Origin of the sequence: Mucilaginibacter galii, assembly GCF_014635825.1 — a bacterium.
In the GTDB taxonomy this organism is placed as follows: Bacteria; Bacteroidota; Bacteroidia; order Sphingobacteriales; family Sphingobacteriaceae; genus Mucilaginibacter; species Mucilaginibacter galii.
In genome coordinates, this window is the sequence record NZ_BMDO01000007.1 from 58,019 (window position 1) to 71,874 (window position 13,856).

Here is a 13,856-nt window from a genome sequence, read left to right on the forward strand (position 1 = left end):
TCTTAAACTAGAGATTTTTTTTCATGAATAAGTTTAATATTGTGGAACTAATTAATCTAAATGCGATTTCATTACTATCGTATATTACCTTCTACGGCGCAGTGTTTACGGGCTACTTTAATAATTCTGTTAATTAGCGTTGCAAGTTCGTGCCGCCAAAACATCAGTAAATCCCCCGCCGCAGAAGCAGCTTACAACACCGTTTTAGATTCGGCAAACCACCTTTTTGATAGTGGCCGCCAAAGTAAAGCTGTTCAGTATTTAAACTCAGTTAGTTCCAGGTTCGAAAACCTAACTTATAATCAAAGAGCCACTAACCTTACTATTCATTACAATTATTATTTCCACATTAAGCAAGACAACCGAAAAGCTATATACTATGCCGATCAGTTACTTGAGCTTGCCAAAAAAGCTAGCAATCAGGAAGATCATGCATCTACCTACGGGTTGGCTAAGTTTTACAAGGGAGATGCGTTATTTAGGGAAAATAAGTATAACGAAGCTTACTTAAATTATTACCAGGGTAAAATAGCCAGTAGCCAAAGCAAAAAATTACAAAATTGCCTTTTGAGCGACTATAGCTACCACATGGGAATGATTTTGTATAAGCAAGAGCATTACCGTATGGCTGCCGGCTATTTCAGAACAAGCTTCGACGAACTTGGAACCTGCGAAATAAATTTCCGCGTTTTTTATCGCGGACAAGAGGTGTTAAATAATGTGGGGATTAGTTACAATAATATAAACGAATTAGATAGTGCTCAGCTTTATTTTGACAAAGCGCTCGACTATATTAATAACCCACCTAAAAAATTTATAGTTGCAGATAGTTTACTAAGCGCTGCCAGAGGTGTAGTATATGGCAATAAAGCCTCGGTATTTATTAAAAGAAAACAGCTGAACCAGGCAAAAGTGCTTCTTAAACAAAGCATTGCCATTAATTCGCAAAAGGGATTTGATAACAACGATGCAGTGCTGTCTGAACTCAAACTGGTGCAATTATATGAAAAGCAATTGCAAGTTGATTCTATGTTATTGGTACTTAATAACATAGAACTGCAGTTAAAAACCATTAAGAACGACGATGCCGCTGCTGAATGGAGCCGGTTGATGGCCAGCTACCATCAGCGAAAGAACCAGTTGCCCGAGGCTATAACTTATTTAAGAAGATACAATACGCTAAAAGACACTATTAATAAAAAAATGCTGGCACTTAAAACCACCGATATTACCGGCCAGCTAAAACGTTTTGAACGCGATTATGAATTTAACCAGTTAAAGAAAACCAACGAGTTGAAAAACTTATACCTGATTGTTGCAGTGGTTTTTTTCATCATGGCTGTCATTATTTTGCTGCTTATTTACTCCAACGGATTAAAAAGTAAAAAGATATTGAATACCATGAGCGAGTTGAACCGGGAGATCCATTTTAAAAATATTGACCTCGAGAAGACCATGCAAAAACTGGAGATGAGCAGCCAGGAAAAAGACCGTATTCTGCGCACTGTTGCGCATGACCTGAGAAATCCGATCGGCGGTATTGCGGCGCTTTCGAGCACGGTGATTGAAGAAGAAAGTTGTACGCCAGATCAACAAACCTATTTGAGTTTAATTAAAGATACCGCCTATAACTCTTTGGAGCTTATTAACGAGATATTGGAGGCTACCAATACCAATCAAGATGTTATACAGAAAGATTGGGTTGAAATAAACGCTGTTATAACCAATAGCGTAGAGCTACTGCGTTTTAAGGCTGCCGAAAAAAACCAGGAAATAAAGCTTAACGTGTTGGATAAACCGGAAGAGACGCTGCTTAGTCGCGAAAAGATTTGGAGGGTGGTAAGCAACCTTATCAGTAACGCCATCAAATTTAGCCCCGTAGGTGCCGAAATACAGGTTAGCTTAATCAAAATGGGGGAAGACATAGAAATTACTGTAAAAGATCATGGTATTGGTATACCCGAGGAGGTGAAGGCAACGGTATTTAACATGTTTACCGAAGCCAAACGTCCGGGTACCTTAGGCGAAAAATCTTTTGGCTTGGGCCTGTCTATCTGCCGCCACATTATAGAGTTACACGGCGGAAACATTTGGTTTGAAAGCGAGCAGCAAAAAGGAACTACCTTTCACGTAAAGCTCTATAAGGTAACCAAAACTGCATAGCTTACCTTAAAAACTCTTTATACCAATGACCTGAATTTTTGATAAGACGCTGCTGCGTATCAAAGTTAATATGCACTAAGCCAAACCGTGGACGGTAACCCTCGGCCCATTCAAAATTATCAGTAAGCGTCCACACAAAGTAACCATTTACGGGGCATCCCTCCTGCTTTGCCTTTAACATTTGTTCCAAATTATCCTGCATGTATTGAATTCTCAATGCATCATTTATAACACCATTATCTATCGTATCTTTAAAAGCAGAGCCATTTTCAGTGATATAGATATTTTTCACATTAGTGTAAGCACTGAATTTTTTGATCACTTCATACATGGCTTGCGGGTATACTTCCCATCCCATCTCTGTCAAAGGAACATTACGGGTTTTAGCTTCAACAAGTTTAGCTCCGATATAAGGTGTAAAAAAGGACGATTGTACAATTTCGCGGGTATAATTTTGAATGCCTATAAAGTCAAAATCAAAAGCCAGTTTCTGTTCGTCGCCCTCCTGTATGTATTTGTTAAGCTTTTGCAGTACAGGTAAATCTGCCGTCGGATAGCCTAAACCTAAAAGAGGCTCCACAAATAAACGGTTAATGAGTACGTCGGCTCGTTTGGCCGCTGCTATATCGTTAAGTTTCGTGCTGTAAGGTTCAATGTAAGAACAGGAGAAAGTGGTGCCTATATGTGCTTGAGGCAATAAGTTTCGCAAGGTGCGTGCACCCTCAGCTATACTGAGCGTAACATGGTGAACAGTTGGCAAAAAGCTTTTTAAGCCCGTACGGCCAGGCGCATGTATGCCTAAAAAGTAACCTGCACCGGTAAACACAGCCGGCTCGTTCATAACCATCCAGTGTTTAACACGGTCGCCAAAGCTCTTAGCGCAAATGCCGGTGAAGTTAGTGAACCATTCTATAGAATCGCGATTTGCCCATCCGCCTTTATTTTCTAAAGCCTGGGGCAAGTCCCAATGATAAACTGTTAACCAGGGTTCTATTCCCTGCTTTAAACAGTAGTTAATAACGCGGTTATAATAATCTATGCCTGCCTGGTTAACAGTGCCGGTACCATCGGGCAGTATGCGCGACCAGGAAATAGAGAAGCGAAAGTTGAAGATATTAAGTTGCTTAATTAAATCAATGTCCTGCTCATAGCGATTATAAAAATCGCAGGCGGTAAAAGCATTTTGATTTTCGTGTACTTTACCTTTTCTCTGGGTGAAGGTATCCCAAATGGATAAACCTTTGCCGTCGGCATTCCAGGCACCTTCGGTTTGAAACGCAGCGGTAGAAACGCCCCAATAAAAATCGTTGCCAAAATCTTGCTTCTTAAAAGCCGTATCGTGATGAATATCCATTTATATATGCCCAACTAAGCCGGGGACAAATTGTTCAAATTAAATGGATTCGAGCAATAATATTTGCAATTATCCATCAATGGATAAAAGACGATCTGAAGCTGCGCAGCATTAACCAGTCTTTCATGTTCACCAGCAGCGTTTCAATAACATGTAATACTTTCATAACCGTAACTTGTTTAAACCAAGCTACGGTTAGTATATGAAGTTATAATTAACTTAGTATTATATTTCAGAAACCTGCAACTGCTCCTGCTCAAGGTATACACTTTGCACCCTGTCGCGCAGATTATAACCCGATGCCATCACCTCACCATAAGCACCAGCTGTTCTGATGGCAATTAAATCGCCCCGGTGCGACTCGGGCAGTGCCAGATCGGTGCGGAAACAATCGGTACTTTCGCAAATAGGACCAACAACATCATAGTTGATGGTGGCATTAGATACCAATTCTTGTTTTGTAAGGTTTTCAATATGATGATAAGCCTGATACAACATAGGCCTGATTAATTCTGTCATCCCGGCATCAAGTACTAAGAAGTTCTTTTTCTGCCCATTCTTAACATACAGTACTCGCGAAATAAGAGAGGCACTTTGCGCCACTAACGCCCGGCCCAATTCAAAATGAACCTCCTGCCCTTCTTTAACGGTCAGGTTGTCGGCAAATATTTTGAAGTAGCTTTCAAAGTCGCAAACCGGGTTTTCATCCGGGTTATAGTAATCTACGCCTAACCCCCCGCCTACGTTTAAAACTTTGATGGGCATATTTTGATGTTCGAACCAATTGTGCAGTTCATTCACCTTTTCGCATAACTTTTTAAAAACATCGAGGTTGGTTATTTGCGAACCCACATGAAAGTGGATGCCTGTAAACTCCAAATTAGCACAATTACGGAGGGTAAATACTACATCTTCTAATTGCCAGGTATTAATACCAAATTTGTTTTCCTCAAGCCCAGTGGTAATATAGTGGTGGGTATGCGCATCAACGTTTGGATTAATACGAATGGCCACTCTTGCAGTTTTACCTTTAGCACCCGCCAGGTCGTTGATTACCAGCAGTTCCTGCACCGATTCTACATTAAAGCAAAAAATATCGGCATCCAAGGCAGCATTAATTTCACGGTCCGATTTACCTACACCAGCAAATACCACCTTACCTTTATCAAAACCATGGGCAATAGCAGCCTTCACTTCATTACCGCTAACGCAGTCGGCCCCCATACCGGCAGCCTGTACGGTTTGCAACACACGGGTATTAAAGTTAGCTTTCAAAGCATAATGGACATGGTAGCCATAGGCCGATGCCGCATTTTGGCACTCTGTTACAGTTTGCTGTAAAAGGTTGAGATCGTAATAGTAGAAAGGAGTTTCCAGTTGATTAAACCGGTCTATGCTGGCTTTTGAGAACATGGCGTAATATATAAAGCGACATGCTTTAAGCACGCCTAAAATCAATTAAATTAAGGGCTTAAAATTAAGCTTTACATATTAGTATAGCTAATGGTGTATGAAATAAATTGCTGATCAATTGCATTCTGATTTTGCTGACTATATTTGTTTTACAATCCCTTACCATGAAAGATTATTTTCTTAAACTGCTTAATTACGACAAATACTCAAATCTACAGCTTACAGACCTATTGTTTTCTGCGAATGAACCGCAAAATGCTGTTGGACTGATGGCGCATATCATATCAGCTAAGCAAAGGTGGTTATTGCGCTGCAAAGAACTGCCGCCTCCCTCCGATGCCTTGTGGCCAGATTGGCAAGCTGCACAATTTAAATACCTTATTGAAGAAGGACACCAGGCATGGGTTGCATATGTAAGTAGCTTAACTGATGATGACTTTAAGCGAATCATAAATTATCAAAACATGAAAGGCGAAACCATGAACGATACACTATCTGATATTTTAGCCCACCTTATTAATCATGGCACCCATCACCGGGCGCAAATTGGCCAGTACCTTAAGTTAGCCGGTGTAGAACAATTGCTTGTTACCGACTATATTTTTTACGTACGCCAACAAACACAACAATAAAATATGGGCATTTGAATACTAAGTATTAGTTTTGCGCCAATGTTTAAACGCTCTGTAGCCTTACTGCTCATTTGCTTTATGATAATCGCTAATTTCACGCGGCTGTTTATCTATGCGGGCTTTGAGGTGAATCAAAAGTACATTGCCGAAAAACTTTGCGAAAACCGTGATAAACCATGGCTTAACTGTAATGGCCGCTGCTACTTAATGAAAAAAATTAAGCAGGCCGAAGAAAAGGAACGGAGTGCCGAGCGCCAGGTTCAAAAAAATCTTTTCCAGGATGCCTGTTTTCCCACAGCTTTCGCTTTTAAGTTTCACGCGCAACTATTGCAGCTTTTCTCCGAAAATTACCTCCTTATGCAACCTCAGCAAGTAGGTAAATCTTTACTACGCCCTCCCCGGCTTGCCTAACTTTCTATTCTTACTTTTTTATTGAGGTGTTCTGACGCGGTTATTCGTTTTCATAAAATTTAGCTGAATTCGTTAGCTGATTATTGATGAATGCGCTTGCTTCGAACGTCTGACTAAGTTGCTTTTCAGTGCTGCAAAAATTCGTGATTGCAAATTATCACAATAGCAATGCATATCTGTAACTTCTAAAGTATTTGGCCGGAATAATTCGGGCATCAATATTTCCTCAATAAATCAAATTCAAAGTTTAATTACCTCACCGTAAAAGCAGGCACTATGCCTTCATTTTTATATGCAAAAAATTTTATTGCTCCTTCTACTATTCCCGTTCACTATTTACGGGCAAAATATGATACAAGGCACCGTTACCGATGCCATAACCCACGAACCGCTACCGGGTGTTACTGTTAGCAGTGCCGACAGTACATTTAAAGCCGTTACCACCACCGACCGCAAAGGCCGTTTTAACCTGCAAAATACCGGCAAACTTCGAATTTTTATGATGGGCTACAATGCCTTAATTTATGATGCAAGCAGCGCAACGGGTCCAATCAATATCAGTCTTTCCCCTTCATCAGTAGATTTGCAGCCCGTTGTCATTTCGGCCAGTCGCGAAGGACAATCGCGCGCCAGCGCACCCATAGCCATCAGTAAAATCAATTCAGTTCAAATTCAAGACACCAAGGCTACGGCTTTGTACCAACTGCTCAATAAAGTTGCCGGCGTGTATATGGTAAACCTGGGGAACGAACAACATACCATGGCTATACGCCAGCCTATTACTTACAATGCTTTGTATTTATACATGGAAGATGGCTTACCTATTAGGCCTACCGGCATCTTCAACCACAACTCGTTATATGAGATCAATATGAATAGTGTAAAAGATATTGAAGTGATCAAAGGTCCGGCTTCATCATTATATGGCAGTAATTCCATTGGAGGTGCGGTTAACTTCATCACTCAAAATCCACCGGTGGGCTTTGCCGGCAATGTGCAGTTGCAAGGTGATAATTACAAATACCGGCGCGTAGATGCTGACGCTGGTTTTACATCGGGTAAATTTGGTTTGTACGCCGGTGGTTACGTTGCTCATCAAGAAGATAGCTGGCAAGATTACTCAGACTTTGATAAGTATTCGGCTAACCTAAAATCCACTTACGATTTTAGTCCCTCTACACGGGTCATTACATCGGCTGCGTATAACTATTTAAACACCCAAACACCCGGCAGCTTAGATAGTATTCGTTTTTACAGCCGCAGCTATGGCAGCAACCAACGCTTCACTTACCGCAATGTAAAAGCCTTTAGGGCCAGTACGCGTTTAGAACATAACTGGAGTGAAAAGAGCAACACGTTTGTAACGCTGTTCTTCAGGGCAAATTCAACAGCGCAACTGCCCAGTTACTTTATTTCAGACGTGCGCGACAATACAGGGAAGTACATGAGTTCGAACGGACAGGTGAATGACCAGCGCTTTCAAAGCTATGGTTTATTGGCGCAGCACCGGGTTGATTTTGATTTCCTGCATTCGCGCCTTATTGCAGGTGTTTACATGGATAATAGTCCGAGCTCTTTTTATGCCCAATCGTTAAATATACAAAAGGATCTAACCAAAAATTACTATACCAGCTTTACCAACATAGGTACCTATATAGACGACTATCGCATAAAGTTGTTCAATACTGCAGCCTATGCGCAATATGAAATAAAACCGCTTGAACCTCTGCGCATAGTGATGGGTTTAAGGTATGACAGGGTACACTACAATTTTACGAACGGTTTGCCTGCAAGCAATACCAAATACAAGCAGCAGCAAACCAACAATTTCAATATTGTGGCGCCAAAGCTGGGCTTAACTTACAATTTGGGTAACCACAAAGGTTTGTACGCCAACTACAGCGTAGGTTTCCAGCCACCCGAAACAGGCGACTTGTTTAGTTCGCGCCAGCAAACACCACTTAAGCAGGCTACCTTCAATAATTACGAAGTTGGCGGCTGGTTTAGCGCTTTAAATAACAAGCTTTATACCGAAATTAGCTTGTATGATTTAGAAGGGCGGAATGAAATTATCAGTCAACTATTGCCCGATAATACAACGCAGAACCAAAATGCAGGCGCTACCCGCCATAGAGGTGTTGAGTATACGGTAGCCTATTTACCTGTGCAACAACTCACGTTAAGGTTTAGTGGTACAAACGCTCTGCATACCTACAAAGAATATAGCGAGCTACGCACAAATTTCAGTAACGGACAAACATCTACAATGGTTTACAACGGCAACCGCATGAGTAATGCACCTACCTGGATAGCCAACAGCGAAATCACTTACAAACCTGCTTTTTTACCTGGTTTCAGAATTGCGCCCGAATGGCAACACATCGGTTCATACTACACCGATCCGGCTAATACCAAGACGTATAGTGGTTACGATATTTATAACCTGCGCCTGGGATACAATTTTAAATCCAATATACTTAAAGGTGCCGGTATATGGTTTAACGTTTTAAACTTTACGGATAAGCTGTATGCCACTACGGTTATAAGTAACCAGTATGGAGATACCTATAACGCTGCACCTCCACGTACTTACACGCTCGGCATCAGTTATTCATTCTCAAAAAACTAATGATGGAGATCAAAACACAGGAAAAAACAAGAAAGCGTAGCTTTTACAAATGGCATCGCATATTGGGATTAATAAGCCTGGTGCCAGTCATCTTTTGGACCATCAGCGGGTTATCGCACCCTTTCATGTCTAATTGGTTCAGGCCTTTTATTCCGCAGGAAGTTTTTAAGCCGCTTAACCAGCAACAAATGGCGCCCAAGCTTACCTTACAAGAGGTGCTCGATAAAAATCAGATCAGCCGATTACGCAATTTTGGTTTAATTAATTTTGACAAGGGGACCTTTTACCAGGTCTTAGATGCCGACAGCAGCTACACCTATTATTCCGCCAATAACGGCAATGTGCTTATCAATGGTGACCAAAAATACGCCACTTACCTGGCGCGCTATTTTACACAAGATTCCACATCAGCCGTTAAAAGCATAACCATACAAAAAACGTTTGATGGCACCTACCAGCCCATAAACCGCTTGCTACCCGTATGGAAAGTTAGCTTTGATAGGCCCGATGGTATGGACATTTATGTGGAAACCAGTCAAAGCCGGCTCGGTACATTTAATAACAATACCCGAAAAGCTTTTTTGTGGATATTCAGGCAGTTTCATAACTGGGAATTTTTGGCAAATGCCGGAGGAGAGAAATTTCGCATTTGCGTATTGTTAGTAGTTGTTACGTTGATGTTGGCCTCGCTGCTTTCAGGAATCACCGTCTACGGTTTATTCTGGAACCGCTTCAAGCAAATTCAACAAAAACGAAATGCCAACGGCAGCGAAGACAAACGTTTTATACATCGTTTCCACAGGCAGTTAGGGCTTATTGTTTCGTTTGTAATGCTCACCTTTATAGTAAGTGGTGGCTTTCATTTATGGGTTAAACTACAGAATATGCATACTGACAGTAAACCATTTAAGCAGCTTATAAAACGCGATCAGTTACAACAAAGTAATCTTCGCCTTACATTACCTGATAGTTTAATTAAGCATGTAAGCCTAATCAGTTTCAATAATAAAGTATATTATCAGGTTCAAAAGAAGAATAAAGAGATAGTGTACTACGATGCAGCGAACGGCAAAGAGTTAATCAATGGCGATCAAGATTTTGCCGTTTACTTGAGCAACTACTACCGAGGCGGCAACAATAACGGAAATAATAATCAACAAATTAAAACAGAGCTCATTAAACAATTTACCAATGAATATGGCTTTATTAATAAACGCCTACCAGTTGTTAAGGTGAGCTACGCTAACCAGGAAGATTGGTACGTTGAAACCTCATCGGCTAAGTTAGCCACCAAAGTGGCGGGCTTAGACCGTACCGAAGGCTTTTCTTTTATCTTTTTACATAAATATTTTGGCATGACCTGCGCCGGTAAAAACATACGCGATATAGTGAGCATGCTGGCAGCAGCAGGTGTTTTAGTTGTATCTTTGTTTGGTTTTGCCGCCTTCTTAAAAAATAAATAACATGAAAAAACTTATAATTATCTGTTCAATGGCTGTGTTTGCCTCATGCGGACAATCATCTACCAAGCAAAACCCGGCAAGTAAACCTACCGGCAAAACCACCTATACATGCACAATGCACCCGGAAGTAAAATCAGAAAAACCGGGTGTATGTCCAAAATGCGGAATGGACTTAGTTGAAGTAGAACGTTAATTTCTTTAAGCATTTAATGAAATGAAGATATTTAAAAATTTATCTATAGCTCTTATGGCATCGGCCTTTTTACTGAGCGCCTGTACAGACACAAAAAAGCAGGAAAAAGACGCTTTAAACGAAGTGATTAAAGTTCACGACGAAGCCATGGCGAAAAGTGAGCAGGCTATAAAAAACAAGATGTTACTGGATAGTATGGGTAAAGCAAACACCCCTCTGCAAAAAACTGATATTAATACGATTATAAGCAATTTGACAACTACTGATAAGGCTATGGAGGATTGGATGCACCAATTCAATGCTGATTATACAGGTAAGACCCATGAAGAAGTTATGCAATACCTTGCCGATCAGAAAAAGAAAGTACGCCAGGTAAACAACCAATTAGCCGCTGCTGTTAATCAATCCAATCAATTTATAGCGATACATCAAAAATGAAGTTTACACTTTTAAGTGCCTGCGCTCTATTATTATGGAGTTCATGCTCATTCAATGATAAAATCAATGCCGTATTACCCATTTATGGCAGCCGCGAGCCGGTCACCAAAACGGTGAACGGCAAGCAGGTAACTGATACGGTATACCAAACCATTCCCGATTTTGAATTTGTAAACCAGTATGGCAAAACCATCAATCGTAAATCGCTTGATGGCAGCATCTACGTAGCCGATTTCTTTTTTACGAGTTGCCCATCCATTTGCCCTATTATGCACCGTAACATGCTTAAGGTTTACGAAACTTTCAAGAATGCGGCAAACGTGAAAATTCTATCGCATAGCATAGATCCTAATCATGATAGTGTTCCGGTTTTAAAGAATTATGCTGATAAATTAGGAGTAACCGGTGATACCTGGTGGTTTTTACAAGGCAAAAAGGAATCGACTTATAAACTGGCCGAAAGCTACCTCGTGGCCGTTCAGGAAGACAGCAAAGCTGCAGGCGGGTTTGTACATTCGGGTTACTTTATCCTTATAGATAAGCAGAAACGTATCCGCGGCACTTACGATGGCACCAAGCCCGAAGATGCGGATAAGCTGATCGCTGATATTAAAACACTGCAAAATGAGCCGCAAAGCATGATAGCCCAATGAAAGCAACCATCATAACAATGCTGCTTACAGCAATCATTTGCATGGTGTATTCGTGCCAAAGTGAAGACCAGATTGAATACATGCGTTATTATACAGCAGGTCAGGACCTCTATAAAACCAAGTGCCAAAACTGTCATGGTGCCCAGGGCGAGGGCTTGGCGGCACTGATACCGCCGCTTACCGATAGTATTTACTTAAAAGCCAATAGCAACAAGTTAGCCTGCTATGTACAAAACGGATTGCAGTTGCCTATACTGGTAAAGGGCAAAGCCTTTAATGGACAAATGCCGCCGGCCGGCCTTAGCCCTATTGAAATTGCCCAGGTACTTACTTATGTCAAAAACTCGTTTGGTAACAATATGGGGTTATACAACGTAGAGAAGGCTAATCAGGATTTAATTAATTGCAATTAGCATAATTGAGGTCAACGTTATTCTTTATTAGGAGTAACGTTGGCTTTTAATGTTAATCAATCAACATTTGTACTACAATAATTCCTCATGTAACGTTATCTACGAAACCTCTAATACCCCACTCCTCCTTACCTCCTTACTCCGCTCAGCCTCAAAACTTATCAACAATTCCTGAAAGTTGTTGCAATTGCTAATTATATTAGCAATTTTTGAGTCATGAATCAGAACTCCCTTCAAGCCCGGACAGCGGCACGCGTGCTTTTTGTGGATATGGATAGCTATTTTGCACGGTGTGAGCAGCAGGTTAACTACTGGCTGCGTGGCCGCCCGGTTGGCGTATGTGTTTATACCGGTCAGTTTGGTTGCGTAATTTCTCTTTCCAAAGAAGCGAAGGCCATGGGGCTTAAAGCTGGTATGCGTTTAAATGAAGCCATCAAGGTTTGTCCCGAACTTATCCCTATTGAAAGTAACCCGGCCCGCTACCGCGAGTTTCATAAAAAAATCATCCATGTGCTTAAGGAATACTGTCAGGATGTGGTTCCTAAGAGTATTGATGAGGCTATTATCAACCTCAATAACTACGAGCACCTTTACCCTGATCCCACCGTATTGGCCGAAAAAATACGCCGGGATATTTTTAACAAAGTTGGCGACTGGCTGAGCTGCTCCATCGGTATTGCTCCTAACGCTTTTTTAGCAAAGCTGGCCTCAGATCTTGGTAAGAAAACCGGCGGATTACTCCTGATCACGCCTGAAAATATTGACCAGATACTGGAGCCGCTTAAACTTAAAGACCTCCCCGGCATTGGCACCAACATGGCTTATCGTTTAGAGCGAGGTGGCATTATGAACCCGCTCCAAATGCGATACGCCCCGCCCGAACGGCTAAAGGCGCTGTTTAAAAGTATTGAAGGCATATATTGGCACTACCGTCTTAACTTTATTGAAACTAATATTGTGGCTCATGATTACCGTGGCATGCAGGCGCAACGCCAAATTTCGGGCGATAAGCGGCAAAACATCGCTTACATAGACCAACTGTTCATGACCTTGTGCCTCACGCTGGAAAAACGGATGGTGCGTCACAAATTTTATTGCAAAAACATTGGCTTTACTGCCCGCTACGAAGACGATAGCCGTTGGGACGATGCCTTCACCATTAGCACACCCATACAAGATGCGGTTAGCCTCATGCAAATGATACGCATCCGTATAGAAAAATTTGAACGGTTAAATAACACCGGACCTATCATGAACACCCGCATAACCAGCATGCGCGTAGGCGTAACCGATTTTGTAGATAACGGCGACATGCTCTATAGTCTGTTTGAAGACATGGATCAAAAGCATACTGCCTTAAAGACCATGCACGAAATCAAAGACAAATTTGGCCCCACAAAACTCGTTCGCGCCATGGAACTTACCGAAAGCCAGGTAGTAAAAGACGTTATAGGCTTTGGTTCGGTGAAAGATTTGAGCGAACTGGATTATATGTAGGGTTTCTTTTCTCTTAATAATAACATTTTGTCTTCATTGGTAATTCGATAATTGCTTAAATACTTGCTTGCGATAAACCGTCGTTAATCCAACGCCAACTTTCGGCTTCTCCAAACTTGTGTTACCAAAAACGAAGCTGTGAGCCCTATCCACAACCAGTACTTGTATTCAAATGACCAATAAATAAAGATCGGTGCAATAATGCACCACTCAACCAGCACAATGTATAAAGCGCTCCGGTTCATGGTGGCGAAAAAAATAGCATCTAACAATAATATTACGACATAAAATACAACAATCGGTATAAGTCCGTAAGTCAACATCAGGAAAGGTGCATTTAAAAGGATTTTCGTTATAAATGGTTGCCATTGATTCGTTTGCAATACATCTAATACAGCAATGGCAATCATGAACAACTCAATCACCACATAAAAACCGGCTAAATGAAACCAGTTAAACCTTATGACACGCAGGTAGTTGGAATAATTGATCAATACAAATTCAAAGCTAATTACAAAAATTTATGAATATGCCCGATTTCCGAGTTTATGGTGGTATAACACATGGCAATACTAAGTAAGAAAACTTACGATTAAA

The 13,856-nt window shown here is 41.2% G+C and carries 12 protein-coding genes; 10 read left to right on the forward strand and 2 right to left on the reverse strand.

Going from position 1 to position 13,856, the window contains the following annotated elements:
• The first annotated feature begins 60 nt into the window (after positions 1 to 60).
• On the forward strand, positions 61 to 2,163 hold the full coding sequence (locus IEV61_RS13200) for a tetratricopeptide repeat-containing sensor histidine kinase (RefSeq protein ID WP_188417412.1): 2,103 nt from the start codon (positions 61 to 63) through the stop codon (positions 2,161 to 2,163).
• A 1-nt stretch (position 2,164) separates the two neighbouring features.
• Here IEV61_RS13200 and IEV61_RS13205 read toward each other — a convergent pair whose 3' ends face one another.
• Together IEV61_RS13205 and lysA are read right to left on the reverse strand one after the other, a co-directional pair.
• A complete protein-coding gene (locus tag IEV61_RS13205) occupies positions 2,165 to 3,517 on the reverse strand; it encodes a GH1 family beta-glucosidase (protein WP_188417422.1) in 1,353 nt (450 codons plus the stop codon).
• Between the two features lie 225 nt (positions 3,518 to 3,742).
• Positions 3,743 to 4,930 (reverse strand): diaminopimelate decarboxylase, encoded by a 1,188-nt coding sequence (gene lysA / locus IEV61_RS13210; RefSeq protein WP_188417423.1) that lies wholly within the window; start codon positions 4,928 to 4,930, stop codon positions 3,743 to 3,745.
• Between the two features lie 164 nt (positions 4,931 to 5,094).
• Here lysA and IEV61_RS13215 point away from each other — a divergent pair, with 164 nt between their 5' ends.
• From IEV61_RS13215 to IEV61_RS13255, 9 genes are all read left to right on the forward strand, one after another.
• Entirely contained in the window at positions 5,095 to 5,562 is a 468-nt protein-coding gene (locus IEV61_RS13215; protein WP_188417424.1) for a DinB family protein, read from the forward strand.
• A 39-nt stretch (positions 5,563 to 5,601) separates the two neighbouring features.
• Complete coding sequence (locus tag IEV61_RS13220; protein WP_229747133.1) at positions 5,602 to 5,973, forward strand: hypothetical protein; 372 nt, start codon at positions 5,602 to 5,604, stop codon at positions 5,971 to 5,973.
• A 292-nt stretch (positions 5,974 to 6,265) separates the two neighbouring features.
• Positions 6,266 to 8,602, forward strand: a complete 2,337-nt coding sequence (locus tag IEV61_RS13225; protein ID WP_188417428.1) for a TonB-dependent receptor — start codon at positions 6,266 to 6,268, stop codon at positions 8,600 to 8,602.
• Positions 8,602 to 10,065 (forward strand): PepSY domain-containing protein, encoded by a 1,464-nt coding sequence (locus IEV61_RS13230; protein ID WP_188417430.1) that lies wholly within the window; start codon positions 8,602 to 8,604, stop codon positions 10,063 to 10,065. Before IEV61_RS13225 ends, IEV61_RS13230 begins: the two co-directional genes overlap by 1 nt.
• A 1-nt stretch (position 10,066) precedes the next feature.
• Positions 10,067 to 10,258, forward strand: coding sequence for a heavy metal-binding domain-containing protein (locus IEV61_RS13235; protein WP_188417431.1), 192 nt, complete (start codon positions 10,067 to 10,069; stop codon positions 10,256 to 10,258).
• 21 nt (positions 10,259 to 10,279) lie between these two features.
• Positions 10,280 to 10,696 (forward strand): hypothetical protein, encoded by a 417-nt coding sequence (locus IEV61_RS13240; RefSeq protein ID WP_188417432.1) that lies wholly within the window; start codon positions 10,280 to 10,282, stop codon positions 10,694 to 10,696.
• Positions 10,693 to 11,349: an SCO family protein gene (locus IEV61_RS13245; protein WP_188417433.1), complete on the forward strand. Its 657-nt coding sequence runs from the start codon at positions 10,693 to 10,695 to the stop codon at positions 11,347 to 11,349. The genes IEV61_RS13240 and IEV61_RS13245 overlap by 4 nt, the downstream gene beginning before the upstream one ends.
• Entirely contained in the window at positions 11,346 to 11,762 is a 417-nt protein-coding gene (locus IEV61_RS13250) for a c-type cytochrome (RefSeq protein WP_188417434.1), read from the forward strand. The genes IEV61_RS13245 and IEV61_RS13250 overlap by 4 nt, the downstream gene beginning before the upstream one ends.
• Positions 11,763 to 11,978: 216 nt before the next feature.
• Entirely contained in the window at positions 11,979 to 13,259 is a 1,281-nt protein-coding gene (locus IEV61_RS13255; protein ID WP_188417435.1) for a DNA polymerase Y family protein, read from the forward strand.
• Positions 13,260 to 13,856: the final 597 nt, after the last annotated feature.